The sequence below is a fragment of the Ulvibacterium sp. genome, from assembly GCF_028285715.1.
Taxonomy (GTDB): Bacteria; Bacteroidota; Bacteroidia; order Flavobacteriales; family Flavobacteriaceae; genus Ulvibacterium.
In genome coordinates this window covers 692,021-717,583 of the sequence record NZ_JANQOO010000017.1, presented here as the reverse complement: position 1 = coordinate 717,583, position 25,563 = coordinate 692,021, and the positions used below count along the sequence as shown (strand labels likewise).

Sequence of the window (25,563 nt, the reverse complement as noted above, 5' to 3'; positions counted from 1 at the left end):
ATTTATGTGGAATGGATCTAAATAAGGTTTTAACCCTTGTTTTTACTGGGCTTCTGGGAGCTTCAATTTTTAGCCAGGATCTGACCGTGGAAAATGATTCCGTACTAGTTGAGGATTTGGACGAGGTAATCGTTACGGCGACCCGAACGCTGAGACAGCTATCTTCCCTGCCTTTGCCCGTTACCTTAATTTCCAAAACACAATTACAAAAAACCGGGGTCATCCGCTTGGATGAAATCCTTAACGAGCAAACCGGAATTATCACGGTTGCCGATGAAAGCGGATTTGATGGGGTGCAGATTCAGGGTATCGCCTCGGATTACGTTCTCATTCTGATCAATGGAGTACCTCTGGTGGGAAGGTCCTCCGGCAATTTGGATTTGAGCAGGCTCACCATAGGGAACATAAAACAAATAGAGGTGGTTAAGGGGCCCTCTTCCAGTCTATATGGTTCCGAAGCACTTGGTGGGGTTATCAATATCATTACGGAGACTCCTAAAGATGCGGACTTGCACGGTGATGTCTCCTATAGGTTCGCCTCGTTTAATACTCATGATGCCAATATTAACTTGAGCCAAAAATTGAATAAACTGGGCTATTCATTCTTTGCCAATACCTTGCACAGTGATGGTTATGATTTGCAACCTATGGCCCAAGGACAAACGGTTCCTCCATTTAATAATTATACGTTCAACGGTCAGGTATTTTATGATTTTTCAGAGCGGTTAAAACTATTCGCTTCCGGCCGATATTATCAACAACAGCAACAGGCGGATCTATTTGTTGATGGTGAACTATTTGAAGGGGATAGTGATATTGACGAAACCAATGCCCACCTAAGGTTTAATCATAAGGCCGGCGAAAAATGGGCCTTGGAATACGAGTTTTACTTTACCAACTACAAGGCGTCCGAAATCTTGCAAAGCCCTATTACTGATGACGTTTTCAGCCAAAGCAATTTTGACCAAAATCTTTTAAGACCCGAGATTAGGGCCACCTATACATTTAAACCCAAACATGCACTTACTTCTGGGGTGGGTTATAATCATGAAAACCTAAATCGTACATTTTTTGATGAAAAAGTGGTCTTCGATTCACAATATGCCTTTACCCAATATGATTTTTTCCCATGGGAAAAGCTAAACCTGATCCTTGGCGCACGTTTTGACAACCATAGTGAATACCAGTCCCAATTTAGCCCAAAGGCATCGGCAAATTTTCAATTGAGCAACGCTATTTCACTAAAAGGTTCCATCGGTTATGGCTTTAAAGCTCCCGATTTTAGGCAATTGTATTTTGATTTTACCAATTCCGCGGTTGGTTATACGGTATTGGGTTATAATGTTGCCGTGGAAAAGGTCCAGGAATTGGAAACACAGGGACAATTGACCGAAATCCTGTTTGACCTTTCCGAATTGGAAGAACCTTTGGAAGCGGAAAGTTCCATCGGGTACAATTTGGGTGCAGGATATGTGTATGGCAATGTAAAGGTGAACCTTAATTTTTTTAGAAACGATTTTAAAAATCTAATCGATACTAGGGCCATTGCAAGGCGGACCAATGGACAAAATGTATTCAGCTATGCCAATTTTGACCGGATTTATACTAGCGGTCTTGAAATGGATGCCAGTTATAGTCCAAATAAACGACTGACCATTGTCGCTGGCTATCAATTACTATATGCCAAGGATAAGGAAAAAAAGGTGGCTTTGGAACGGGGCGAGGTATTTGCGCGCGACCCCCGAACACTACAGACCGTAGCTTTGGATAACTCCGATTATTTTGGGCTCGTCAACCGTTCCAGGCACACCGCCAACTTCAAGGTATTCTATGATGTGCCGCAATGGGATTTGAATATCAACCTCCGGGTAAATTATAGGAGCAAATACGGGCTTTTCGATGGTAACGGCAATGGGATTTTAGACGATTTTGACACGACCTTCGTCGATGGCTACGCCCTTACCAATTTAACATTGAACAAAACCTTTTCGAAAAAATACACCTTACAATTGGGGGCAAACAACCTGTTTGACTATAAGGATGAGGAGAATATACCCGGCCTTGCCGGAATACAGTTATTTACTAAAATTAATTTTCAATTCTAAAAACAATTCCTATGAGAGCTATGATTAAATTTTGTACGATGCTTTTTGTCGCCTTTACGTTTGTTTCATGTAGCGATGATGATAACGGCCCGGAGCCCCTGGCCGTGGAGAGTGAAACAGCGGCCAACATTCCTGCGCCACAGACCGGAGGACAGCCTAGCCCCGACCCTATTGGCGGTCCGTTTACAAAGTTTAGTTTTTCGACCGGTGAAGTCACAACGAGCGAAACGGAATGGGACATTGCCTTTAGGGGCACAACCATAGCCGTTAATGGTGGGGCCGTTACGGGTACTAACGATGAACCTGAAAGAAATGGCAATGCCGGGGCCTTTATAGCTACGGGTACTTTTGCAAGTATTACGGATGCTGCAAGTTATACCTTTGCACAAGATTCCCAAAGTGGTTTTGCTATCCCTACGGGAAGCGACAATGGATGGTATAACTATACTCCTTTTCCAGTAAATCTAATTTCCCCCATTCCAGGACGGATTTTGGTTATTAGGACCCATGACGGAAAATATGCCAAAGTAGAGATATTAAGTTACTATAGGGACGCACCTGCCGAACCTGATGGCATGGCCGACGAGGCCCGTTTTTATACCTTCAATTACGTATATAATCCCAACGAGGGACAAACTACTCTGGAATAATGGGAAGACCGATTAAAATACTGTTTATCGTTCTTCGCCTGGTCCTAGGGGGAATGATGCTTTATGGAGGCCTGCAAAAATTCCAAAAACCTTTGCCTTCGCCAATCGAAGTGGTGGAAAAAGCCGAAAAGTTCATGACGCCCGAAAAGGAAAATACGTTACAAAAAATATTATATATCAGCGGGGCAAAACAGACTGGATATTTCTGGCAAGTTTTAGGTATTTGTGAATTGTTGTTCGGTCTATTGTTGTTGCTTCAGGGAACCAGTCTGGTCGGCGCCCTATTTCTCTTACCTATAACATTACACATCTTTTTGTTCCATGTATTCCTGGAATCCAATGAGGTGAGGGAACTTTTGCAAACAGGAGGGTTATTCCTTATCAATATCCTTTTGGTACTCAAGGAAAAGGATAAATGGAAACATCTACTATGGATAAAACCGATTTGAGTTTGAGTTAGTTTGGGCCGGGGATTTGTTAGGTTTGGTCTCCGGCCTTTTTTGATTTGGTTCATCGAAATCGACAAAACGAATGACACACTATGGAACTATTATACGAAAATGATTACGGCGTTACTTATAAACTTCTGCATAGTCCGAATCCTTCCTGTGACATCCAATTGGTCATTGATACTGTGGGCCTATTCATGTCCCGATCAGATTTGGACCATCTTCTCAAAATTGTTCTCAAGTCCCATGGGTCATCATGTGCATGTCCGGAGTGCGACGGAGATTGCTGCAACAGAATATGGTGTGCCAATCCCCTAATGGATATCAACCTTAAGGTAAACGAACGCATCCTTTTTTTGTTGGAAGACCTTATCCGAGGTACGCAGTTTATCCTGGACATGGATGCTACCTTAAAGGAAAACCGCGTTAAACCAGGAAATTAACCGAGATATGACCAAAACCATGGCTAGACTTTCATTGGAAGGTTTAAGCCCATGCACTACTATGAATAATGGATTTTTCGTCTAGACCATTCCGGATACATAAACATTTTTTTCGATTTGTTCAAGCCCGAGGTACCTTCGATAATGGCGGAATTGAATTTTAGCATTGGGTTACCTCGTTTCTTGCGATCGATTGGACGAACCCGTATTACGCTTTTCTTTTTTTATCCAAATGTCGATTAGGCAGCTAGAGTAGTACCGCCCTTTACCTGTATCATAGGGGAAAAACCTTGGTAATAGGTTCAGCGGCATGGGCCCAAAGAAAAAAAATGGATAAAACTGTCACTAAATCGAAAAAACGAAGTCTTTACTTATAGGAACTGCAGTTCAATCACATCAATCAATCAAAAAATGATACAGATTCAGAATCTAAGAAAGAGCTTTAGGACCGAGGAAGTGGAGACCTTGGCCTTAAACAATGTAAACATGAAAATTGAAGATGGCGAGTTTGCGGCCATTATGGGACCTTCCGGTTGTGGAAAATCTACACTGCTCAACATTATCGGTATGTTGGACAACCCTACCGAGGGGAGTTATCAATTTGCCGGTAATGAAGTAAGTGGGCTTAAGGAACGCCAACGCACCGAACTACGTAAGGGGAATTTGGGCTTTGTTTTTCAGAGTTTCAACCTTATCGATGAACTAACGGTATTCGAAAATGTGGAACTCCCGCTTATTTATCTAAAGATGAAGAAAGCCGAACGCCGTGAAAAAGTGATGAACGTCCTGGAACGGATGAAAATCGGCCATCGCGAAAAACATTTTCCACACCAATTATCCGGGGGCCAGCAACAGCGGGTTGCAATTTCAAGGGCCGTGGTGACCAATCCGAAATTGATATTGGCGGATGAGCCTACCGGTAATCTGGATTCCAAAAATGGTATCGAGGTTATGAATCTCTTGACTGAACTGAATCAAGAGGATACCACAATAGTTATGGTAACCCACTCGGATCGGGACTCCCATTATGCGCATCGGGTCATTAATTTGTTCGATGGTCAAATCGTAGCCGAAAACCACAATAGGGCCATAGGTGCATTGGTCTAAAAGGGCTTGGCATCCTTTCCTATTCCAAAAAAAGTAGAATAAAAAGCCCTTCAAATTTGAATGGCTTTTTGGCTTTTGTCAAAATCAATACATAAACAATTCATAGGGAAGTCTTAAGTTTGGGGAAATTGAACTTGTGGGTCTAAAAGAATCCAAGGGCTGCCAGAATTAGGCAGACAACTACAGTTAAGAGGATGGCAACCAAAACTACCACCATTACACTGAGGAAGCCGTTCAAGACCCTAACGCCAAAAGTGATTTCCTCTTCCATGATTAGTTTATTTATCACAATGTACAGAATAATTGCCTAAAGACCAAGGTTTTAGAAGAGTATTTCGACCAATTGCGCTGCCTTTAGTATATTCCTTCGGTATACGGTTTGTTTAATCGGTAAAGGGTATTAGGCCCTATTATTCATCACTGTTTTTGCTACCGCTCAGTTTTGAGCTCAATTCCTCAAGGGAAACCCCTTTGGTCTCCGGCATCATAAATAGCACAAAGATCAATTGTAGGACCATCATTCCTGAGAAGAAAATGAAAATGGGCCATGGATTGTCTTTAAAGATACCCTTTTCGGCATCCAGAAAAATAGGGGTCAACAAGGTGATAAGCGCTGCAAATACCCAATGGGTACCTGTTCCCCAGGACTGGCCAAAAGCCCTTACCTTATTTGGAAAAATTTCGGAGATAAAAACCCAGATTACCGCCCCTTGCCCAACAGCGTGGGAAGCGATGAAGATAAGCACAAAAGTTAAGAGCAATCCAGAACTGGCTCCACTGTAAAAGCACCATCCTACCATGGCAAGGCTTACGATATAGCCCACGGAACCTATTTTCATCAATTGTTTTCTACCCAGCCTATCGATTAACCAAACCCCTACAAAAGTGAATATCAGGTTCACGATTCCGATGGAAATGGAGCTGAAAAGTGATTCCTGTGCCGCGAGCCCTGCCCTTTCCAAGATTTCCGGAGCATAGTATAACACAAAATTTATACCCGATAATTGATTGAAAAAGGCAATGAGAAAGGCAAGCATCAAAGGGGTTTTATACTGTCTTGAAAAAAGATTTTCCCCGGTCCGGGTCTCCGGGATACTTTCCTTGATTTCCTGGAGCTTTGCTGGGGCTTCATCTTCGGCGAATAAGAGTTTCAAGGTCCTTAGAGCACCTTCATCGTCCTTTTTTGTAATGGCCAGCCATCGGGGACTATTGGGAATTTTTATGACCATAATTGTATAAAGAACGGCCGGAATGGCCTCCACGCCCAACATCCATCGCCAATCGTTGGAGCCGCCAAAGCCCTGCAAAAGGTAATTGGAGACAAAGGCAACAAGTATTCCCAGTACAAGGTTGAATTGATAGAGTGCCCCGAGTTTTCCGCGATTTTCCGGAGATGAAATTTCTGAAATATAGATGGGTGCCGCTACCGAGGAAGCACCTACCCCCAAGCCTCCAATAAACCTGAAAAAGGAGAAGGTATACGGGTCCGGGGCTATGGCCGATCCCAATGCAGAAGCGGCGTAAAGTACGCCTATCCAGAATAGGGTCTTTTTTCGTCCAAAACGGTCACATGGAATGCCACCAAATAGAGATCCGATAACCGTGCCCCAAAGGGCCATGGACATTATAAAAGTACCATGGAACCATGGCGAAGTATTCCAAAGTTCTTTAATGGGAAGGTTGGCCCCGCTAATGACTACGGTATCAAAACCAAATAAAAACCCGGACAGTGCCGCGGTCAGAGAAATTCGAAAAAGCTTGGAATTCATAGGTTCGGTTTGTCGATTTCGGTAAAGCTAACAAAAAAAAACAAACCGTTTATGAACATCAATCCAATGTGGCAACACTCGGTTTTAGCGTGTCTAGCGCATCGGACTTTTTCTTTTTTTGTAGTATACTATCGGGCGTTGGTTTGGGTACGGATTTTTGGGAGTCCGGTTTTTCGATTGTGGGTTTCGCCCGTTCATCGGGATGCAATTTCCTTCTTTCCCCGAGGTTCTCCCCACAGGAAAACAAGGCTAAGCAAGATAGGGCCAAGAGCATAAAAATTGGGGAAAACTTCATGGGTCAACACAATGGGATTCAAAGTAATTTACGGATGTAACCCATTATTTGGACGCCCGCGCCCCTTTTTTCTCCAACATAGGCAGCATTGATTTGCCCGATCTGATTTAGATATTCCCTGTCCATAATAAGGCGATCAAGTGTGTTGGAAAACTCTATGGCGGTGCCCACAACCAAAATTCCACCAAGGGCCACCAATTCCTCGGCTTCATTGAAACCCTTGTATTCCGGACCTATGACCACAGGGATACCGAATACCGCCGGTTCCAATGTGTTGTGAAGGCCGGTGGCAAAGCCGCCCCCTACATAGGCCATATCCGCGTAGCTGTATATTTTGGCCAATAGGCCTATGGTATCCACTACCAACACCTCAAAACCAGAAAGGTCCCTTTCCTTGATTTCCGAATACAATATGACCTTTTTTTGAATCGACCTCTTTAGATTTTGGATATGACTTTCCTTTATATTATGCGGGGCCAGTACATACTTCATTGGCCTTTGCGAAGTATTGATGAATTCGGTTATGATTTTCTCACCTTCGGGCCAAGTACTCCCCCCTACAAAACAAAGATCGGTGCCTATGAAATCTTCCATAAAGGATAGCTGATTGTCCTGTTTTAAAATTTCCGATACCCTATCGAACCGGGTATCACCACTTACGGAAACATTATCAAAACCAAGGGACCCTAAAAGGCTTTTTGAATGTGCCTCCTGGACAAAAAAATGGGTGAACGTTCTTAGGGCTTTTCGCATGAATCCCCCATAGGCCTTAAAATATATTTTTTCTTTTTTAAAAATCGCGGAAATTAGAAGAGTGGGGGTTTCCCTTTTAGCCAAAAATTTCAAATAATTGGGCCAAATTTCATACTTCACGAAAAGGGCCAACCGGGGATTGACGATTCGCAGGAAACGTTTCACATTTTTTTGGGTGTCCCATGGAAGATAAGTAACAACGTCGGCAGCCGTGGTATTCTTCTTTACTTCATAGCCTGAAGGGGAAAAAAAAGTTACCAAGATTTTAGAATCGGGATATGAAGATTTCAGTTTTTCCAATAGGGGTAGTCCCTGCTCAAACTCCCCCAAAGAGGCCACGTGCATCCAAATAACCTTGTCCTGTTTTGAGATCAATGTTTTAAGGATACCAAAAGTCTGTTTCCTACCCTGTACAAAAAGCCGGATTTTGGGATGGAAAATTGCTGCTATCCCTAAAAAAAACCAAACAATATAAAGGGCAAGATTATAGAGAAAATACACCGGATAATCGTTTACGGCTAAAATACGGTTCTTTCCATAAATGCATAAGCTGGCGTTGCTATTTTTGTACCTTTGCATTTTCAATCCGTTTCCATGCGAAAGATTCAAATGGTAGACCTGGGCGGTCAGTACCAGTCCATCAAGGAACAGATCAATAGTTCCATTACCCAAATTTTAGAAAGTTCGGCCTTTATCAATGGCCCCGAGGTACATGCTTTTCAAAAAGAATTGGAAGACTATCTGGGTGTAAAACACGTTATTCCGTGTGCCAATGGTACCGATGCCCTCCAAATTGCAATGATGGGCTTGGGATTACAGCCTGGTGATGAGGTTATTACGGCAGATTTCACTTTTGCCGCAACAGTGGAGGTCATTGCCTTGTTACAGTTGACTCCTGTTTTAGTAGATGTGGAACAGGATTCCTTTAATATAGATATTGCAGCTGTTGAAAGGGCGATCACCCCAAAGACAAAGGCCATTGTACCGGTACATCTGTTTGGTCAATGTGCCAATATGGATGCCCTGTTGAAATTAGCAGAAAAACATAACCTATATATCATAGAGGACAATGCCCAAGCTATTGGAGCAAATTATATTTTTCCCAATGGTGCAAAACAAAAGGCCGGTACCATGGGGCATGTGGGTTGTACTTCATTTTTTCCCTCTAAAAATTTGGGAGCCTATGGGGATGGGGGTGCTCTATTTACCAATGACGATGATTTGGCGCATACCATCCGGGGCATGGTCAATCATGGCATGTACAAACGGTACCACCATGATGTGGTAGGCGTCAACTCCCGTTTAGATTCCATTCAAGCTGCCGTGCTTAGGGCCAAACTGCCCAAATTGGATGGGTATTGCGATGCCAGAAGGGAAGCGGCACGAAAATATAACAAGGCCTTTGAGCATCAGGAACATATCATTGTTCCCAAAACAATCAACCATTGTGAAGGTATCTGTGATGCCTGTGATTGTCATGTTTTTCATCAGTATACATTGCGGATTACGAATGGAAAAAGAGATGCCTTGGCCCAGCATATGGTGGAAAAAGGAATACCGCATGGCATTTATTACCCGATTCCACTTCACAAACAAAAGGCCTATGCCGACGAACGCTATAATGAAGCCGATTTCCCTGTGACCAATCAATTGGTCCAGGAGGTAATTTCCCTACCCATGCATACGGAATTGGACGATGAACAGATAGCCTATATTTCAGATTCCGTCGTTCAATTTGTAAATGATTGATTTTTGCAGGCCCCAAGAACGAATAACAATCCCTAATTTTAAATAACGCTATACATGAAAATACTTGTAACCGGAGGTCTTGGTTTTATTGGTTCCCATACCGTTGTGGAGCTCCAAAATGAAGGCTTTGAAGTAGTCATAATCGATAACTGTTCCAACGCGGATGAGAAGGTGTTGCAAGGTATTATCTCAATTACGGGGAAGGCACCGATTTTCGAAAAACTGGATTTACGGGAAAAAGAAAAAGTACAGGATTTTTTCAAACAGCATCAAGATATAGAGGGGGTAATCCATTTTGCAGCCTCCAAGGCGGTGGGCGAAAGTGTCGAGAACCCACTACTTTACTATGAGAATAACCTAGGCACCTTGGTATACCTTTTACAGGAACTTACCAAAAAGGGAAAATCGAGCTTTATTTTCAGCTCCTCCTGTACGGTATATGGCCAGGCGGACAAAATGCCCATTACCGAAAATGCCCGGGTAAAACCGGCCGAATCGCCTTATGGAAACACCAAGCAGGTTGGAGAGGAAATTATCCGGGATACCTGTAGGGTAACCCTTGGTTTAAAGGCCATTTCCCTGCGCTATTTCAATCCAATGGGTGCCCATTCCAGTGCGGAAATCGGGGAACTGCCTATCGGGGTGCCACAGAATTTGGTTCCCTTCATTACGCAAACTGCAATGGGACTTCGGGAACAGCTTTCCGTGTTCGGAGACGACTATCCAACCGAAGATGGTACCTGTATCAGGGATTATATCTATGTTGTTGATCTCGCCAAGGCTCATGTGGTTGCCTTGCAACGGCTACTGGAAGGAAAAAATAGGGATAATTATGAGGTGTTTAATGTGGGTACAGGTAAGGGAAGCTCCGTACTAGAGGTCATCCAAAGTTTTGAACGCGTATCCAGTAAAAAACTGAACTACCAAATTGTGGGGAGAAGGGCCGGAGATGTCATCTCGGCCTACGCAGACACTACCAAGGCCAACGAAGTTTTGGGTTGGCAAGCAAAATTTTCCCTGGATGAGGCCATGAAATCCGCCTGGGACTGGGAGCAAAAGGTAAGATCATAAATAATAGCGGCATACGATTCCGGTGGTAGAGTTATAAATCCGGATAGCTCTATGCTATCTCAAGATTTGCTTAAAAAAAGGCCTTTTTTGCTACACATTTTTATTAATTATCCACATAACCTTGATCCCAAGTTCTTTTTGGGTCGTGATTCCGTAAATCGCATTGGAAGTCGGCCACCGCTTTAAGGTTCATCAATACGGATATCCACCCGGCATGAACCTTGGAAAAATAACTTTCAGGTACATTTCCGTTGATTAAGGTAAGGTCGGTTTCGCCATTTTCGGTTTGCTCCAATTGAAATTTTACCAAGCTATCGAAATAGTCCAAATGAAATTCCTTATTGGCAGTTTTCCTTAGTATTCGACTATGGTATGTTTGGCCATTAGGAAACAAGAAATGGATTATGCCGTCCTTTTCCGTGGCTTCTTCGGACCAGAATGTTATCCTTCCCTCAGAAGTAACAAGTAAATCAAAAACCTTCTCGGGGCTGGATTTTAAATGGATTTTCCAAGTAATCGTTTTCATGACCTTATTAAGATTTTTAGTATTTTAAGGTAGTTGTGAAATGACTTTTAAATGGTCCGGGTTTTGCTTGAATTGGATGTTGCAATTCATTCTTTGTTCCATACTGAATTCATTAACTCATAATACGCCATTCTTGTTAATCCATTTCATTCACAAGATTTTATGGACCAAAAACTTCGTTTTTCGCTGTTTGGATAGGTGCTCAGTATCCAATTAAACTAAAACTTTTATGATTTCTACTACTTTCCTCACTTGATGCTAGTTGTGGTACTATTGGTATCATCAATGATGTTCATATTAAGCTTCTAAGTCAATTATTCCTTGAATAGTTTTTTGTACTTTGAAGTGGCGTATTCATCCAGTAATCGTCAAAATTATCAGGTTTTATAATAGGCTGGTCTTTGAAAATAGGCTTCCTCTTTTCCATAAATAAGCTATCGTTTGGACTATTTACACTCGGTTTTACTTCTTGCACAAAAAACTCCCGAAATTGATTGTAGTCCCTAAAAGTCCATTCGTCAATCAAATTGCCGTCCACATCCCTTACGTTGGATACTTTTAAGCTTAACAACAAGGAGTCAACAGATTTTTTACTTGCAGCAGTATACATTGACATAAACTTAGAGGGGTGCATCTTGGGGTATAATAGCACTGTTTTTTTGTTTGGATCACTATTATCAAGTCCAATTTCTGTAAAATCTATTTTTTCGCCCTTGTATTTAAGGATATAGTTGTCCCTGTTCAAAGCATTCTGCAGATTTGGTGTTCGATTAAAAAAGATTACTATACACTTTAGGTTAATATCTATTGTTATGGTCTTCAGTAAAAACTTAGGAGGGTCCCAGATTTGAAATGTATTGTGAAAAGAGATATAATTGAGGTACATCGTTTCATTCTCAGGGCGATATTCCGTGATAATCTCAAAAATCAGTTGGTTATTTGCTTTATGTTTGTTGATAATACCATTTGGCAACTTTTTTTTGCGGTCATATACGGTATACTCCATCTTATGTATGGCTAAATTTCTTTTTGCAATGTACATTGTTCCATACGCACTAAAGTCCAAAAGCAGCTTCTCAAACTTAATGGTATAAATGGGTTCGTCATCTAGATAGGTATCAGGCCCTTTTTTGAACGTGTGCTCAGAGAGAAGGTCGTATTCTAGGCGATGTACGAAAGAGTAAGAATCGATTTTATAATTACGTAAGGCATCATGAACCCTTAGAATGGTAAATTCATTGCCACCATAGGGCGCCAAAAAAGCCTTATCGATAACCTTGCGGCCTTCTTTGAACTGATAGTTGTACGATTGCAACGCTAGGGTATCCCTTTGGAAATTAGTATTTTCCAAATAGTCGAAGATTTTAACTTTGGTGGTTACGGAATCTACCGTATCAAAACCTTCATCAAATACTTTCAATATGGCCTCGTTGAGATTTACATATTGTAAACTGTCCAATTGGTAATCACGATAATAGCCTACGATAGAAAAGGGGTCGATTGGGTAATTCTCAGGTATTGACCTTAGTGCCTTTCGCACTATTTGTCTAGCTGTAAGTTTTTTTTCCCTTTTCTTTTTGGCTGTTATTTGGGCTCCTTCCAATTCAAATGTCGCTGGTTCTAGTCTCACATCGTTCAACCCGTAAATCGAAAAATCTTTAGTCAAGATCTCTTTTGTTTGATATCCCATAGAGGATATCTCGATAATATCACCGTACTCTTTGAACTTTAAGGGGATTTTGAAACTTCCATCAGTATTTGAAATAACACCTAAAGCCCTATCCTTTAGTCGAATACTTGCAAATGCTATGGGTTCTTGTGTTTTGGAATCAATTAGCTTGCCGATGATATATTCAGGTTGTTGGGATAAAACTGAATTTGATGTTAGAAGTTGTAAAAGGAAAAACAAATAAGTAGGGAATCTTTCTCGCATAGTTGGAAAACTTTTACCCGCTCAAACTTGCCTTTTTGTAAGGGTGGGTTTTGATGTATTTTTTTATCTTGCAAAATCCATCAGACTTATCTTCTTCATAATCCTATTGAGACTTTGTCCCTTATCGGCAGAACTAAGATAGAGGATTTTTGATGTTCTTGAATGAAATCACCCGACTTGGATAAAGCGCCCTTTCCTTTCGTGTGCTTAAATTTAACTTGAATTTGATTTTTCTTAAGGGATATTTTAAAGGGGTAAACCAAAGCTTCCAAAAACTCGTAAATAGGATATGGTCATGAATTTCCCGAATAGCACCGAGCTTTTACAAAATGCCAAAGATCAGGGTTTATATGACAAATTGGTAATCCAATTGGAGAAGGATTTTGGGTTGGCCAATATTCCCATAGATTTTTCATTGGATGTAGAACCCGCCGACCTACGGGCCACGCTCCACGAAAAGGTCTATTTTCTCATTCTTGAAAAATTCGTGGACTATCTCAATCTCCTGTATATTGTGGATGTGCCCGAAAAGGATTTTAAGGAAATCCAGGTGACCGATGCGGTGGAAGTAGCGGAACAGGTCTCCTTCCTTATCCTAAAAAGGGAATTGCAAAAGGTGTGGCTAAAGGCAAGATACAGTCACTAAATTAGGTGTATCATTTTGCCATCCTGAGCAATTGTGTTGCTAACTTCATTCTAAAGTTTTCATTAGTTCAAAACCCAATCCGTCTATATTGCTCTGGTTTTTATTGCGGCCCGAAACATTCGATAGTATCACTATGGCGTTTTGAGTTTTTGTATTCATCACAAGAAAAGATTTATAACCCGGTGTGGCTCCGTTATGAAAATACCAAGGTTGCGAACTGGGATTCCTCAAAATTCGCCAGCTTAGACCTCGGTCCGAAGCTTCATCTATCGAAAAAGTCTTTCGTAAAGTCAATTGTAATTCTTTATTCGAATGGTCAAAGTGTGCAATTACAAATTTTGATAAATCTTCAACAGTAGAAAATATACCACCTGCACCAACAAGTGCAGATAAATCTAAATTAGGAACTTCGTTTCCATTTTCATCTAAACCCCTTACAAGGAATGGGACTATCTTGTTGATATTACTGGTCGAATTTTTCATTTGATACCTCCAAAAGATTTTATCCAGGATAAGACTTTCATAGTCTTTTTCGTAAACTTCACATAATGTGTAACCTAGAACCCCTGCGCCTAAATTAGAATACTTGGTTCTTTCGCCTGGCTTGTAGGTTAACCGTAAACCTTCAGTCAAATACTTTTTTAGTTTTTCCTCATCATAATACCGATATTTTGAATTTGGATTACCCAAACCGAATCCCAAATTCGATGGGTTTTTTGGAAGTCCAGAGGTATGATTTGCCAGACTCTGGAAAGTTATTTTAGTATCATCTTTTAGTGGAAAATTAAGATAATCATTAATACTATCTCCGAGTTTCAGTTTATTCTCTACTACCGCATTTACCAGAAGAGTTGAAGTGAAGACTTTAGTTATGGAGCCAATCTCAAAAACACTGTCCTTGTTACCCAGCGAACAGATGATATCGTTTTTTCTTATTACCCCATAAAACCTCGCCAATCCATTTTCTACTATAGAAATCGAAATCTGACTGTTGTTTGGGAAGACTTTGGCTCTATCAAAAATAAGGTTTGCCTGAATATCTGAAATTTGTTCGATCGAATTAATCTGACCGTTTTTGGCCAGTTTGGTTTCGCAAGAAATAAATAAAATCGAAACTACTATAAGAATTCTTTTCATCAATTTTCTCTGATTGCCGATTACCGCAAAAACGCATTCGACCGGAATATTTGTGCAATTTTATTGCACAAAACCAAAGTCGGAAAACCCTAAAAAAACACTCGTACAAAGGGCATCCAGGCATTGGCATAAATGCTTTTATCGTCATCGTAGAGCACATCATAACGGATGCCTAAGGTAAAATTACGGTCCGTATAACCGATACCTAGAAAAAGGGCAGGTGACCAATAGTTGTCCTCCAGTCTAAAGGTGCCGTCATCAAATTCCCTATTGATCCGCAACTGTTCAAATTCAGCGGATAGTTGAAGAAAGGGGATAGGGTTATAGAGCGAAAGTACACTGCCACCATAGGCCAACAACTTATCGTCATTAAACTTGGCGTAGTTAAAGTTAAGACTCATTCCAGTTGCGAATTGATCGTTGAACTGATAAATGGCGCTTGGGGAAATGGAGCCATTAAACCCGCCATTGGTAAAGCCCAATCCAACTCCACCACCGAACCGGACCCGGCTCCAGAAATCATTGCCTCCCAAGGGATTCTGTGCAAAAAGGGTGTGGCTGGCCAACGCGCAAAAAAGAACAACAAACGACTTGAGGAACATTTTGGTCATAATCCCTTAATTTTCTTTGATTACCTAATCTAAGATACGCCTAGATATCGTAAATGTTGTATTTTTGAGCATATTTTATTCTGATTTCAGAGAAACGTTTTATGGATAAATATTCCTTTTTAAATACGGCGCATACTACTTTTTTCGCCGAACTCTACGATAAATACCTTCAGCATCCGGATAGTGTGGAACCGAGTTGGCGGGCCTTTTTCCAAGGTTTTGATTTTGGTATGGAAAGCGCTTTGGACGAGTTGGACATTTCCGCCCAGAATGGGACGGTGTCCCTTGCCAACGGACAGGAGGTGACCATGCCAGAATCGTTGCAAAAGGAATTTCAGGTGGTTCGCCTAATCAACGGGTACCGTAGTCGAGGTCATTTGTTTACGAAGACCAACCCGGTCAGGGAGCGAAGAAAATACGAACCTACACTGGATATCGAGAATTTTGGACTCTCACAAAGCGATATGGATATCGAATTTAATGCGGGAGAGATTATCGGTATCCAAAGAAAGACCTTACGGGAAATCTTGGGCCACCTACAACGCATTTATTGTGATGCCATCGGGGTAGAATACATGTATATCCGTAAGCCCGATAGGGTCGATTGGATACAGGATTGGATCAATGTCAATGACAATCACCCGCAATTCAATATAGATCAAAAAAAGCATATTCTTAAAAAATTGAATCAGGCCGTAGCCTTTGAGTCTTTTTTGCACACCAAATATGTGGGACAAAAACGTTTTTCGTTGGAGGGCAACGAGACCCTGATTCCTGCGTTGGACGCCATTGTGGAAAGAGCGGCAGGATTGGGTGTGGAGCAATTCGTTATGGGGATGGCCCACCGGGGCCGCCTGAATGTATTGACCAATATCTTTGGAAAATCGGCCAAGGACATTTTTAGTGAGTTTGACGGTAAGGATTATGAACAGGAAATCTTTGATGGTGATGTAAAGTACCATTTGGGTTGGACTTCCGTGCGTAAAACGGATAACGGCAACCGCATAAATATGAATATTGCGCCCAACCCTTCCCATCTGGAGACGGTGGGTGCCGTGGTGGAAGGTATTTCACGGGCCAAACAGGACACTCATTTTCCGGATGATTTTTCCAAAGTACTGCCCATTGTGGTACATGGCGATGCGGCAATCTCTGGGCAGGGTATAGCCTATGAGGTGGTACAGATGGCCCAATTGGACGGTTATAAAACCGGTGGTACCATTCATATGGTGGTCAACAACCAGATCGGATTTACCACCAACTATCTGGATGGCCGTTCCTCTACCTACTGTACGGATGTGGGAAAGGTGACCCTAAGTCCGATACTTCATGTAAATGCCGATGATGCGGAGGCTGTGGTCCATGCCTCCTTATTTGCCCTGGAATATCGCATGCAGTTTAAGCGCGACGTTTTCCTGGATCTTTTGGGATATCGAAAATACGGGCATAATGAGGGCGATGAACCGCGCTTTACCCAACCCAAACTCTACAAGATTATTGCAAAACACAAAAACCCCAGGGATATCTATGCGGAACGGCTGCTTTCGGAAGGTGTTATACAGGAGGGCCATGTAAAGGAATTGGAGTTAGAGTACAAAAGCACTTTAGAAGAGGAATTGGAGGATTCCCGAAAAGAAGATAAAACGGAAATCACGCCTTTTATGGCCGATGAGTGGAGGGGCTTTGAAAGTGTTAGGGAATGGGAAATGATGGATCCTGTGGATACCACCTATGACCTTAAGGATTTGACCAAAATCGCCAAGGTCATCACTGAATTACCAGAGGGTAAAAAATTCCTTCGGAAAGTAGAGCGTTTGATTGGTGATCGTAAAAAGATGTTCTTTGAGACCAATACGTTGGATTGGGCCATGGGCGAACTCTTGGCGTACGGTACCCTATTGGAGGAAGGTTATGGTGTGCGCATGTCCGGTCAGGATGTGGAGCGGGGTACCTTTTCCCACCGCCATGCCGTAATGAAGGTTGAGGAAAGCGAGGAAGAAGTGCTATTGCTCAATCATATTTCCGACCAACAAGGTAAGTTCCAGATTTACAATTCCCTTCTTTCCGAATACGGCGTAGTCGGATTTGATTATGGCTACGCCATGGCAAGCCCGAATACCTTAACGATTTGGGAGGCCCAATTTGGGGATTTTAGCAACGGGGCACAGATTATGATCGATCAATATATCTCCGCTGCAGAAGATAAGTGGAAGTTGCAAAATGGACTGGTCATGTTATTGCCTCATGGATATGAAGGTCAAGGAGCCGAGCACTCCTCGGCCCGAATGGAAAGGTATCTACAATTGTGTGCCCGTGACAATATGTACGTTGCGGATGTGACCACTCCGGCGCAAATGTTCCATATTTTGCGGAGACAAATGAAGGTAAGGTTTAGAAAACCCTTGATTATCTTTACCCCCAAAAGTCTTTTGCGCCATCCAAAAGCGGTGTCTACAGTGGAGCAATTGACGTCCGGTAGTTTTCAGGAGGTTATTGATGATACTGCGGCCGATATCAGCAAAGTTAAGAGTGTGGTATTCTGCACAGGAAAATTCTACTATGACCTCTTGGCCGAAAGAGAAAAGCAGGACCGCAATGATGTGGCCCTGGTTCGGGTGGAGCAATTGTTCCCGTTACCGGTGGAACAGATGAGGAATGTCATCAAAAAATACAAGAAGGCGGATGATTTGGTCTGGGCACAGGAGGAACCAAGGAATATGGGGGCCTGGAGCCATATGATGATGCATTTTCCGGAAGCGGGCAAACTTCGGGTAGCTTCCCGGCGCTTCTATGCCTCGCCTTCCGCGGGTAGTGCCGTCCGTTCAAGGATGCGGCACCAACAGGTAATCGATTACGTCTTTGATAAGACCAAGGACAATATGACCCGTCCCAAAAGCAAAACCGAAGCACAAAAATGAAGGGAGTCCTATGTGCCTTGGCCTTTGTAGTAGGTATAACTTCTTCGCATTCGCAAGAGGAACTGGGCAATTATGCCGTTGCCTCTGCAGAGTTCATGGCTTTATACAACAACGCGGACTATGAGGGCATTTTTAATCGCTTTGATGCTGATATGAAAAAGGCATTGCCCCGTGAACGGACCCTTCGATTTTTTACACAGAATGTCAATAACATTATGGGTAATATTCAATCCATGCAGTTTTTTGGATTTAAGAGAGGGGCACATCTCTATCGTACTGTTTTTGACCGTGCCGTGGCGGATGTTTTGATTTCCCTCAACACCAGAAATGAGATTAGTGGGCTGTACATTTCTCCTTCCAAACCATTGGATTTCCCGTTGTTGGAGCGAAATAGCACCCCGATGATACTGCCTTTTAGGGAAGAGTGGTTCGTGTATTGGGGAGGCACCACCTTGGAACAGAATTATCATGTTGCCGAAATAAGTCAGCAATATGCCTATGATCTTTTGATGGTATCCGATGGAAGCTCCTACCAAGGCGATTCAAGGGATAATGAAAGTTACTTGGTGTACGGTAAGGAAATTATTGCACCCTGTGATGCTCGTGTAGCCAAGGTAATTACGGGAGTGCCGGACAATATTCCAGGGGAGACCAATCCAAACCAACTTACTGGAAACACGGTGGTACTGGAAACGCCGGTCGGCGAATATCTACTATTTGCACATTTAAAAAATGGGTCAATTTTAGTTGAGGAAGGTGCGGATGTCCTGCAGGGAGAACCCATAGGACAATGTGGCAACTCGGGAAATTCCACAGAGCCCCATTTACATTTGAGCCTTCAGAACGATGTGGAAATGGAGAATTCCACCGGAGCCCGATTGTATTTTGATCGGATTTTGGTGAATGGTGAAATCATGGAGGATTACCTGCCAGTGAAAGAAGATTTTATACGAAATATAAACTAAATTAGCAGACTAAAAAAAAGGAAAATGATTCTAGAAATGAAAGTTCCTTCCCCGGGGGAATCGATAACCGAAGTGGAAATAGCGGAATGGTTGGTGGAGGATGGTGATTATGTGGAAAAGGACCAGGCCATAGCTGAAGTAGATTCGGACAAGGCCACTTTGGAGCTTCCAGCGGAAGAAAGTGGTACCATTACCCTTAAGGCCGAGGTTGGCGATGCCGTTGCCGTGGGCGAGGTGGTCTGCTTGATTGATACCGCTGCCCCTAAGCTTGAAGGAGCGGTAGCCGTTGAGGAATCAGAGAAAGAAGTGCCCAAGAAAGAAGCTGCTCCGGAAAAGCCAGTCCCGACAAAGGTTTCGGAGGCTCCCAAGACTTATGCCACAGGTTCCCCAAGTCCGGCCGCCAAAAAGATTTTGGACGAGAAAGGTATCTCGGCCGCAAATGTAAACGGTACAGGTAGAGATGGCCGCATTACCAAAGAGGATGCCGTTAATGCCGTTCCGGCTATGGGTACCCCGACTGGAGGAAATCGGGGCGAGACACGTTCCAAACTCTCCATGTTACGGCGTAAGGTGGCCGAAAGACTGGTTTCCGCAAAGAATGAAACAGCTATGTTGACCACCTTTAATGAGGTGGATATGACCCCTATTTTTGAATTGCGGAAAAAATACAAGGAGGATTTCAAGGAAAAGCATGGTGTAAGCCTTGGGTTTATGTCCTTTTTTACCAAGGCTTGTGTACGGGCCCTGGAACTTTTCCCGGCGGTAAATTCCATGATAGATGGTAAGGAAATGATATCGTATGATTTCTGCGATATTAGTATAGCGGTTTCCGGTCCAAAAGGGTTGATGGTACCCGTAATCCGAAACGCGGAGAATTTGACTTTCAGGGGAGTGGAGTCCGAAGTAAAACGTTTGGCCATACGCGCACGGGAAGGTGAGATTACTGTTGATGAAATGACAGGAGGGACCTTTACCATCACCAATGGCGGTGTTTTCGGTTCTATGTTGTCCACCCCTATAATCAACCCTCCTCAAAGCGCTATTTTGGGAATGCATAATATTGTGGAGCGACCCATTGTTCGTGACGGTGCAATTGCCATTGCCCCAATTATGTATGTTGCGCTTTCCTATGACCACCGTATTATTGATGGTAAGGAATCGGTAGGCTTTCTGGTGGCTGTTAAGGAAGCCCTGGAAAATCCTGAAGAATTGTTGATGGAAAATAATGTAGAGCGAGCGTTGGAGATGTGATGCTCCGGAAAACGTATTGGCGAATTAAGATAGGACTACTATTTCCGTTTTAGATAAACGCAACTTTTGCTGTAATCTATAATTGCTTTTGCCTTTTTTAGGATATCGGCACCAATAATCCCATCTACAGGTAAGGCTTTATGTGTAATCAGGGCTTCATTTACATGGACCAGGTCGAACAGCACGATCTTTAGTTTCTTTTTCTTCCAATCCCCTATTTCAATTTTGTTTTTGGTAGAGATCAAGGTTTCCATATTGGTGGCTCCCGCTCCCGCCGCCTTCACCTTGGATTCCTTGGAGGTCAGTTTAAAAAACTCGATCTTATCAAACCCTACACAGGTATTGGAGGCCCCGGTATCCAGAATAAATCGGCCCATTACTCCATTGATCTTGGCCGAAATCTCAAAATGATTCGTATCGGTCAAAACCAGGGGAACCTGGATATAGTTCTTTTTCTTCAGGAACTTTTTAAGGGATGTCATTACTGCTTTTTGACAAAGATAAGCCTATTTTTGCCATATGATTTTGACCGATACACATACCCACCTGTATAGCGAGGCCTTTGATATGGATAGGGACGAGGTTATGCGGAAGGCCTTGGGCCACGGAATTGAACGTTTCTTTATTCCGGCCATCGATTCTACCTATACCCAAGCCATGATGGATTTGGAAAATAGTTACCCCAAGAACGTTTTCTTAATGGCCGGGCTCCATCCCACCCATGTGAAGGAAGACTATGAAAAGGAATTAGATCATGTGGAGCGGCAATTGAGGGAACGTAAGTTTTATGCCGTGGGCGAAATCGGTATAGACCTTTACTGGGACAAAACCTTTTTGAAGCAACAGCAAGATGCTTTTCGCCGTCAGATCAAATGGGCAAAAAAATACCGATTGCCCATTGTAATTCACTGCCGGGAATCCTTTGATGAAATCATTCAAATTCTCGAAAGTGAAAAGGGCGATGATCTATTCGGAATTTTTCATTGCTTTACCGGGAATTTGGAACAGGCGAAAAAAGCTATTTCCTATAATATGAAATTGGGCATTGGAGGGGTGGTTACCTTTAAAAACGGAAAAATAGATAGGTTTCTGGATCAAATCGATTTAAAACACATCGTCCTGGAGACAGATTCACCTTATTTGGCTCCGGTTCCCTATCGTGGCAAACGGAACGAAAGCGCATATCTCATTAACGTATTGGAGAAATTATCCAACGTTTACGGCAAATCAAAAGAGGATATTGCCAAAATTACCACTGAAAATTCAAAGGAGGTTTTCGGAGTTTGACATTGGGGTTTCCAAAATGGATTAATTTTTAAATCTAATGGACTTGAACAGCAAGACACACATATTGCTCATCTATACCGGTGGAACCATTGGTATGGTAAAGGATTATGAATCTGGCGTATTGAGGGCCTTTGATTTTGATAAATTGTCCAAGCATATCCCGGAGCTGGAACAGTTGGATTGCAGAGTAGATACCGTTTCCTTCGAGAGTCCCATTGACTCGTCCAATATGAATCCAGATCATTGGGTTAAAATCGCTACCCTGATCGAGGAAAACTATGAAGGGCACGATGGTTTTGTAGTGTTGCATGGGAGTGATACCATGAGTTACACGGCATCGGCCTTGAGCTTTATGTTGGAAAATCTGGCCAAGCCGGTCATTTTTACCGGATCTCAATTGCCTATCGGGGACTTGCGCACCGATGCCAAGGAGAACCTCATCACCTCCATACAAATTGCTGCCCTGCAGAAGAAAGGGAAACCGGTCATTCAGGAGGTTGGGCTTTATTTTGAATACAAGCTTTACCGTGGTAATAGGACCACTAAAATAAATGCGGAACATTTTCAGGCCTTTGCCTCCTTGAACCATCCGCCTTTGGCCGAATCCGGGGTACACCTTAAGGTGTTTGATGAATATCTAATGCAAAGAAAGAATACGAAGCGGTTCGTGGTGCATAAAGACCTGGATGCCAATGTAGTGATTCTAAAACTTTTCCCCGGTCTTAATCGAGAAGTGATCCGAAGAGTATTGGGAACGCCCAATCTTAAGGCACTGGTATTGGAGACCTACGGCGCAGGCAATGCACCTACCGATCCATGGTTATTGGAAGATTTGGAAGAAGCTTTGGCCAAAGGATTGCATATTGTCAACGTAACGCAATGTTCGGGCGGAAGTGTAATCCCAGGGCGGTATAAGACAAGTGAGCAGCTAAGGCAACTGCAAATTATCAATGGGAAGGATATCACCACAGAGTCCGCCATTACCAAGTTAATGTACCTTTTGGGCAGTGGTGTCTCACATAAATTGTTCAAGACCGTCTTTGAAACTTCACTTCGGGGAGAAATGCAGCAAAAATAGTGGGCTAAATTTTATTAAATAAGTTTTTTTTTGTTATTTGCCCACCCTTGAAAAAGGAATACTAGAGAGGTGGCCGAGTGGTCGAAGGCGCACGCCTGGAAAGTGTGTATACACCAAAAGTGTATCGAGGGTTCGAATCCCTTCCTCTCTGCGAAGACAGAAAGGTTTGTTAGAAATACTTTAACCGAGGTTATTCGAAAATCGGATTTAAATCTTGATTGAATTTTAATTAGGGATACCCTTAACAATGACCCTTTTTGAATTCCCCCTACAATCGTAGAGGTACATGGGCTAATCTAGGATAAACCCTATCTCCAATGCGATTAAGTTTTGCTTTTTTTATTGCGATTTTTTTTTATCTTTAACCCTATTAACTAACTAATTTAAGTTTGAAAAAATGAAAAGATTATTCTCTATCCTGGCTCTAGCTGGGTTGTTTGTTCTAAGTACAAATACAGTAAGTGCAAAAGCGACTGCAGCTACGATGGTGTCCAATTTGTCCAGCACAATAGCTGCAACTGCGGTTATGCTTCAAGATGACGCCCCGGCAGAAGCGCAAGGTTTCACCCAGGTATTAAAGACTCAATTCATACAAGGAGGTGCCGGTTTCATGGGTATCGTTCTTTTGTGTTTAATATTGGGATTGGCAGTGGCCATTGAAAGGATAATTTATCTCAATATGGCAAGCACCAACACCACTAAACTCAAACAACAAGTTGAAGATGCCTTGGCATCAGGAGGGGTAGAGGCTGCAAAGGAAGTTTGCCGAAACACCAAAGGTCCCGTTGCTTCCATATATTATCAGGGACTGGATAGGGCCGGTGAGAGCATCGAGTCAGCAGAAAAAGCGGTGGTTGCCTACGGTGGTGTACAAATGGGACAATTGGAAAAGAATGTATCCTGGTTATCCCTCTTTATTGCCATTGCACCCATGCTTGGGTTCATGGGTACGGTAATTGGTATGATTCAGGCCTTCCAGAAAATTAGTGCGGTAGGTAACTTGAGCGCCTCTCTTATTGCAGGTGATATCCAGGTAGCACTTTTGACTACGGTTTTTGGTCTTATTACGGCTATCATACTTCAAATTTTCTACAACTACATTATTGCAAAAATCGACAGTATCGTTAATGACATGGAAGACTCCTCAATCTCTTTGATTGATATGTTGGTGGACCACAAAAAATAAGTCGGATAATTTAAAATAATGTCATGCATAAAATATTAAAAATAATTCTAATAGTTCTAGGCGTCATTTCCGCAATACTATGGTATTACCTTCCATCAAAGGATATGCCTGCTGCCGAAGCCGCTCAGAGCGGTGCCATGAACGGTATGTTCTGGATTACCTATCTGCTTTTGGCCATAGCCGTATTATTCGCTTTGTTGTTCACCCTTAAAAATCTTTTTTCCAATCCCAAAGGCCTTAAAAAGACCTTGTTCGTTATTGGAGGGTTTTTGTTGGTAGTTGTTATATCGTACGTTCTGTCTAGCGGAACGGATGTAAGCATAGAGGAAATGGCCAATAGGGGGGTAGCTACCTCCGAGAGTACCATTAAGAAAATAGGAATGGGATTGAACGTATTTTTTATTCTTACGGCAGTCGCTATTGTCTTGATGGTTCTACCAGGTCTGAAGAAGTTGTTTAGTAAATAGAAAAACTCATAATTATGGCTAGAAGAGCAGGAGCACCCGAAGTAAATGCGGGATCTATGGCTGACATAGCTTTCTTGTTGCTTATCTTTTTCTTGGTAACTACCACCATAGAAACGGATGCAGGTTTGGATCGTATGTTACCGCCTATTGAACCGCCCGATACTGATGTTATCATCAAGCAAAAGAATATATTTCAGGTCAATATCAACAGAAGTGGGCAACTTTTGGCTGACGAAGAATTGATTGATTTGAAGGATTTACGGTCTAAAGCCATGGCATTCCTGGACAACGGAGGTGATGGTACTTGCAGCTATTGCAAGGGTAAAAGGAATGCCGAATCTTCCGATAACCCTACAAAGGCCATTATTTCTTTGAAGAATGATAGGGAAACCAAATATGGTACCTATATCACCGTTCAAAATGAATTGGTCGGCGCCTACAACGAATTGCGCAATCGTGAGGCGCAACGCTTATTCGGTAGGGACTTTACGGATATGGAAGCGGAGTATTTGAATCCGGAGACATCTTCAAGCCTTAAGGACGAGCTTAAGGAAAAAGTGAAAAGAATCCAGGATTTGTTTCCGCAGAAGTTGTCCGAAGCTGAAACAACCAGTAATTAGTATAAAAGCTTAAAATAATCTGATATGTCAAAATTTGCGAAGAAGAAGGACGGAGACGTCCCAGCGGTGTCCACAGCGTCGTTACCAGATATTGTTTTCATGCTTTTATTCTTTTTTATGACGGTTACGGTGATGAAGGACAGTACGTTAAAGGTAGAGAATACCTTGCCCAATGCCAGCGAGACCAAGAAGTTGGAGAAAAAGGATAGGGTTATCTATATTTATGTGGGTAAACCTACTTCACAGTATGAAAAGGTTTTTGGTTCAGAACCCAAGATTCAACTAAATGATAAGTTTGCCGGTCCATCCGAAGTTGGGGATTACATATTGCAGGAAAGAGCCAAGAAGGCGCAAGAACTCCAAAATGTTTTGACAACGGCCTTGAAGGTAGATAAGAATGCCAACATGGGCCTTATTTCTGACATTAAACAGGAATTGAGAAAGGTAAATGCCCTAAAGGTAAATTACACGACATATGAAGGGGATGCCTTTATGAACCTGAATAGATAGGAAGTACCGAAAATTTTAATTTTGAAAACGCCTTTAC

The 25,563-nt window shown here is 42.5% G+C and carries 26 protein-coding genes and 1 tRNA gene; 18 read left to right on the top strand and 9 right to left on the bottom strand.

Annotation, left to right across the window (positions count from 1 at the left end):
• Positions 1–11: 11 nt before the first annotated feature.
• The 5 genes from Q0993_RS10165 to Q0993_RS10145 all read left to right on the top strand — a co-directional run bounded on the left by Q0993_RS10165 (position 12) and on the right by Q0993_RS10145 (position 4,754).
• Positions 12–2,105 (top strand): TonB-dependent receptor, encoded by a 2,094-nt coding sequence (locus tag Q0993_RS10165; RefSeq protein WP_299532470.1) that lies wholly within the window; start codon positions 12–14, stop codon positions 2,103–2,105.
• A gap of 11 nt (positions 2,106–2,116) precedes the next feature.
• Positions 2,117–2,755 carry an HmuY family protein gene (locus Q0993_RS10160; RefSeq protein ID WP_299532467.1) on the top strand — a complete coding sequence of 213 codons (639 nt, stop codon included), beginning with the start codon at positions 2,117–2,119 and terminating at the stop codon, positions 2,753–2,755.
• The gene (locus Q0993_RS10155) at positions 2,755–3,204 is read left to right on the top strand and encodes a DoxX family membrane protein (RefSeq protein WP_299532465.1); all 450 of its coding nucleotides are present in this window, start codon (positions 2,755–2,757) and stop codon (positions 3,202–3,204) included. The genes Q0993_RS10160 and Q0993_RS10155 overlap by 1 nt, the downstream gene beginning before the upstream one ends.
• 92 nt (positions 3,205–3,296) lie before the next feature.
• On the top strand, positions 3,297–3,647 hold the full coding sequence (locus tag Q0993_RS10150) for a hypothetical protein (protein WP_299532463.1): 351 nt from the start codon (positions 3,297–3,299) through the stop codon (positions 3,645–3,647).
• A gap of 411 nt (positions 3,648–4,058) precedes the next feature.
• Positions 4,059–4,754 (top strand): ABC transporter ATP-binding protein, encoded by a 696-nt coding sequence (locus Q0993_RS10145; RefSeq protein WP_299532461.1) that lies wholly within the window; start codon positions 4,059–4,061, stop codon positions 4,752–4,754.
• A 142-nt stretch (positions 4,755–4,896) separates the two neighbouring features.
• Here the strand turns inward: Q0993_RS10145 and Q0993_RS10140 are convergent, their stop codons facing one another.
• The 4 genes from Q0993_RS10140 to Q0993_RS10125 form a co-directional block, all read right to left on the bottom strand.
• Positions 4,897–5,043 (bottom strand): hypothetical protein, encoded by a 147-nt coding sequence (locus Q0993_RS10140; RefSeq protein ID WP_299532458.1) that lies wholly within the window; start codon positions 5,041–5,043, stop codon positions 4,897–4,899.
• A 121-nt stretch (positions 5,044–5,164) separates the two neighbouring features.
• On the bottom strand, positions 5,165–6,523 hold the full coding sequence (locus tag Q0993_RS10135; RefSeq protein ID WP_299532456.1) for a sugar porter family MFS transporter: 1,359 nt from the start codon (positions 6,521–6,523) through the stop codon (positions 5,165–5,167).
• 58 nt (positions 6,524–6,581) lie between these two features.
• Positions 6,582–6,818, bottom strand: a complete 237-nt coding sequence (locus Q0993_RS10130) for a hypothetical protein (RefSeq protein WP_299532454.1) — start codon at positions 6,816–6,818, stop codon at positions 6,582–6,584.
• Positions 6,819–6,836: 18 nt separating this feature from the next.
• Entirely contained in the window at positions 6,837–8,150 is a 1,314-nt protein-coding gene (locus Q0993_RS10125; RefSeq protein ID WP_367279600.1) for a 3-deoxy-D-manno-octulosonic acid transferase, read from the bottom strand.
• 15 nt (positions 8,151–8,165) lie between these two features.
• On the opposite strand from Q0993_RS10125, the gene Q0993_RS10120 reads away from it, so the two are divergent.
• Positions 8,166–9,320, top strand: coding sequence for a DegT/DnrJ/EryC1/StrS aminotransferase family protein (locus tag Q0993_RS10120; RefSeq protein ID WP_299532452.1), 1,155 nt, complete (start codon positions 8,166–8,168; stop codon positions 9,318–9,320).
• A gap of 54 nt (positions 9,321–9,374) precedes the next feature.
• On the top strand, positions 9,375–10,391 hold the full coding sequence (gene galE, locus Q0993_RS10115; protein WP_299532450.1) for a UDP-glucose 4-epimerase GalE: 1,017 nt from the start codon (positions 9,375–9,377) through the stop codon (positions 10,389–10,391).
• A 103-nt stretch (positions 10,392–10,494) separates the two neighbouring features.
• Here galE and Q0993_RS10110 read toward each other — a convergent pair whose 3' ends face one another.
• Positions 10,495–10,917, bottom strand: coding sequence for an SRPBCC domain-containing protein (locus Q0993_RS10110; protein WP_299532447.1), 423 nt, complete (start codon positions 10,915–10,917; stop codon positions 10,495–10,497).
• Between the two features lie 310 nt (positions 10,918–11,227).
• Positions 11,228–12,850 carry a carboxypeptidase-like regulatory domain-containing protein gene (locus Q0993_RS10105; RefSeq protein ID WP_299532445.1) on the bottom strand — a complete coding sequence of 541 codons (1,623 nt, stop codon included), beginning with the start codon at positions 12,848–12,850 and terminating at the stop codon, positions 11,228–11,230.
• A gap of 295 nt (positions 12,851–13,145) precedes the next feature.
• Between Q0993_RS10105 and Q0993_RS10100 the strand changes: the two genes are divergently transcribed.
• Positions 13,146–13,496, top strand: a complete 351-nt coding sequence (locus Q0993_RS10100) for a hypothetical protein (protein WP_367279599.1) — start codon at positions 13,146–13,148, stop codon at positions 13,494–13,496.
• A gap of 45 nt (positions 13,497–13,541) precedes the next feature.
• On the opposite strand, the gene Q0993_RS10095 is transcribed toward Q0993_RS10100, so the two are convergent.
• Positions 13,542–14,633, bottom strand: a complete 1,092-nt coding sequence (locus tag Q0993_RS10095) for a serine hydrolase (protein WP_299532441.1) — start codon at positions 14,631–14,633, stop codon at positions 13,542–13,544.
• A gap of 89 nt (positions 14,634–14,722) precedes the next feature.
• Positions 14,723–15,244 (bottom strand): alpha-ketoglutarate decarboxylase, encoded by a 522-nt coding sequence (locus Q0993_RS10090; protein WP_299532438.1) that lies wholly within the window; start codon positions 15,242–15,244, stop codon positions 14,723–14,725.
• A gap of 101 nt (positions 15,245–15,345) precedes the next feature.
• Here Q0993_RS10090 and Q0993_RS10085 point away from each other — a divergent pair, with 101 nt between their 5' ends.
• The 3 genes from Q0993_RS10085 to odhB are packed head-to-tail and all read left to right on the top strand — an operon-like array spanning position 15,346 to position 20,378.
• Positions 15,346–18,162, top strand: a complete 2,817-nt coding sequence (locus Q0993_RS10085; RefSeq protein ID WP_299532436.1) for a 2-oxoglutarate dehydrogenase E1 component — start codon at positions 15,346–15,348, stop codon at positions 18,160–18,162.
• Complete coding sequence (locus Q0993_RS10080) at positions 18,159–19,127, top strand: peptidoglycan DD-metalloendopeptidase family protein (RefSeq protein WP_299532434.1); 969 nt, start codon at positions 18,159–18,161, stop codon at positions 19,125–19,127. Before Q0993_RS10085 ends, Q0993_RS10080 begins: the two co-directional genes overlap by 4 nt.
• A 24-nt stretch (positions 19,128–19,151) precedes the next feature.
• Entirely contained in the window at positions 19,152–20,378 is a 1,227-nt protein-coding gene (odhB, locus tag Q0993_RS10075; protein ID WP_299532432.1) for a 2-oxoglutarate dehydrogenase complex dihydrolipoyllysine-residue succinyltransferase, read from the top strand.
• Between the two features lie 38 nt (positions 20,379–20,416).
• Here the strand turns inward: odhB and Q0993_RS10070 are convergent, their stop codons facing one another.
• Positions 20,417–20,860: a TIGR02281 family clan AA aspartic protease gene (locus Q0993_RS10070; protein ID WP_299532430.1), complete on the bottom strand. Its 444-nt coding sequence runs from the start codon at positions 20,858–20,860 to the stop codon at positions 20,417–20,419.
• Positions 20,861–20,897: 37 nt separating this feature from the next.
• Here Q0993_RS10070 and Q0993_RS10065 point away from each other — a divergent pair, with 37 nt between their 5' ends.
• From Q0993_RS10065 to Q0993_RS10035, 7 genes are all read left to right on the top strand, one after another.
• Positions 20,898–21,665, top strand: coding sequence for a TatD family hydrolase (locus Q0993_RS10065; RefSeq protein ID WP_299532427.1), 768 nt, complete (start codon positions 20,898–20,900; stop codon positions 21,663–21,665).
• Between the two features lie 43 nt (positions 21,666–21,708).
• On the top strand, positions 21,709–22,743 hold the full coding sequence (locus tag Q0993_RS10060; protein ID WP_299532425.1) for an asparaginase: 1,035 nt from the start codon (positions 21,709–21,711) through the stop codon (positions 22,741–22,743).
• A 63-nt stretch (positions 22,744–22,806) separates the two neighbouring features.
• Positions 22,807–22,894, top strand: a tRNA-Ser gene (locus Q0993_RS10055).
• Positions 22,895–23,140: 246 nt separating this feature from the next.
• Positions 23,141–23,929: a MotA/TolQ/ExbB proton channel family protein gene (locus Q0993_RS10050; protein WP_299532423.1), complete on the top strand. Its 789-nt coding sequence runs from the start codon at positions 23,141–23,143 to the stop codon at positions 23,927–23,929.
• Positions 23,930–23,952: 23 nt separating this feature from the next.
• Positions 23,953–24,396: a hypothetical protein gene (locus Q0993_RS10045; RefSeq protein ID WP_299532420.1), complete on the top strand. Its 444-nt coding sequence runs from the start codon at positions 23,953–23,955 to the stop codon at positions 24,394–24,396.
• Positions 24,397–24,410: 14 nt separating this feature from the next.
• Entirely contained in the window at positions 24,411–25,016 is a 606-nt protein-coding gene (locus Q0993_RS10040) for a biopolymer transporter ExbD (protein WP_299532418.1), read from the top strand.
• Between the two features lie 24 nt (positions 25,017–25,040).
• Positions 25,041–25,526, top strand: a complete 486-nt coding sequence (locus Q0993_RS10035) for a biopolymer transporter ExbD (RefSeq protein WP_120712272.1) — start codon at positions 25,041–25,043, stop codon at positions 25,524–25,526.
• Positions 25,527–25,563 lie beyond the last annotated feature (37 nt).

Excerpts from the sequence above, each read along its gene's own strand:
- Q0993_RS10165 (WP_299532470.1), top strand. The coding sequence starts at position 12 with ATGGATCTAAATAAGGTTTTAACCCTTGTTTTTACTGGGCTTCTGGGA.
- Q0993_RS10160 (WP_299532467.1), top strand. The coding sequence starts at position 2,117 with ATGAGAGCTATGATTAAATTTTGTACGATGCTTTTTGTCGCCTTTACG.
- Q0993_RS10155 (WP_299532465.1), top strand. The coding sequence starts at position 2,755 with ATGGGAAGACCGATTAAAATACTGTTTATCGTTCTTCGCCTGGTCCTA.
- Q0993_RS10150 (WP_299532463.1), top strand. The coding sequence starts at position 3,297 with ATGGAACTATTATACGAAAATGATTACGGCGTTACTTATAAACTTCTG.
- Q0993_RS10145 (WP_299532461.1), top strand. The coding sequence starts at position 4,059 with ATGATACAGATTCAGAATCTAAGAAAGAGCTTTAGGACCGAGGAAGTG.
- Q0993_RS10135 (WP_299532456.1), bottom strand. The coding sequence starts at position 6,523 with ATGAATTCCAAGCTTTTTCGAATTTCTCTGACCGCGGCACTGTCCGGG.
- Q0993_RS10130 (WP_299532454.1), bottom strand. The coding sequence starts at position 6,818 with ATGAAGTTTTCCCCAATTTTTATGCTCTTGGCCCTATCTTGCTTAGCC.
- Q0993_RS10125 (WP_367279600.1), bottom strand. The coding sequence starts at position 8,150 with ATGCAAAGGTACAAAAATAGCAACGCCAGCTTATGCATTTATGGAAAG.
- Q0993_RS10120 (WP_299532452.1), top strand. The coding sequence starts at position 8,166 with ATGCGAAAGATTCAAATGGTAGACCTGGGCGGTCAGTACCAGTCCATC.
- galE (WP_299532450.1), top strand. The coding sequence starts at position 9,375 with ATGAAAATACTTGTAACCGGAGGTCTTGGTTTTATTGGTTCCCATACC.
- Q0993_RS10110 (WP_299532447.1), bottom strand. The coding sequence starts at position 10,917 with ATGAAAACGATTACTTGGAAAATCCATTTAAAATCCAGCCCCGAGAAG.
- Q0993_RS10105 (WP_299532445.1), bottom strand. The coding sequence starts at position 12,850 with ATGCGAGAAAGATTCCCTACTTATTTGTTTTTCCTTTTACAACTTCTA.
- Q0993_RS10100 (WP_367279599.1), top strand. The coding sequence starts at position 13,146 with ATGAATTTCCCGAATAGCACCGAGCTTTTACAAAATGCCAAAGATCAG.
- Q0993_RS10095 (WP_299532441.1), bottom strand. The coding sequence starts at position 14,633 with ATGAAAAGAATTCTTATAGTAGTTTCGATTTTATTTATTTCTTGCGAA.
- Q0993_RS10090 (WP_299532438.1), bottom strand. The coding sequence starts at position 15,244 with ATGACCAAAATGTTCCTCAAGTCGTTTGTTGTTCTTTTTTGCGCGTTG.
- Q0993_RS10085 (WP_299532436.1), top strand. The coding sequence starts at position 15,346 with ATGGATAAATATTCCTTTTTAAATACGGCGCATACTACTTTTTTCGCC.
- Q0993_RS10080 (WP_299532434.1), top strand. The coding sequence starts at position 18,159 with ATGAAGGGAGTCCTATGTGCCTTGGCCTTTGTAGTAGGTATAACTTCT.
- odhB (WP_299532432.1), top strand. The coding sequence starts at position 19,152 with ATGATTCTAGAAATGAAAGTTCCTTCCCCGGGGGAATCGATAACCGAA.
- Q0993_RS10070 (WP_299532430.1), bottom strand. The coding sequence starts at position 20,860 with ATGACATCCCTTAAAAAGTTCCTGAAGAAAAAGAACTATATCCAGGTT.
- Q0993_RS10065 (WP_299532427.1), top strand. The coding sequence starts at position 20,898 with ATGATTTTGACCGATACACATACCCACCTGTATAGCGAGGCCTTTGAT.
- Q0993_RS10050 (WP_299532423.1), top strand. The coding sequence starts at position 23,141 with ATGAAAAGATTATTCTCTATCCTGGCTCTAGCTGGGTTGTTTGTTCTA.
- Q0993_RS10045 (WP_299532420.1), top strand. The coding sequence starts at position 23,953 with ATGCATAAAATATTAAAAATAATTCTAATAGTTCTAGGCGTCATTTCC.
- Q0993_RS10040 (WP_299532418.1), top strand. The coding sequence starts at position 24,411 with ATGGCTAGAAGAGCAGGAGCACCCGAAGTAAATGCGGGATCTATGGCT.
- Q0993_RS10035 (WP_120712272.1), top strand. The coding sequence starts at position 25,041 with ATGTCAAAATTTGCGAAGAAGAAGGACGGAGACGTCCCAGCGGTGTCC.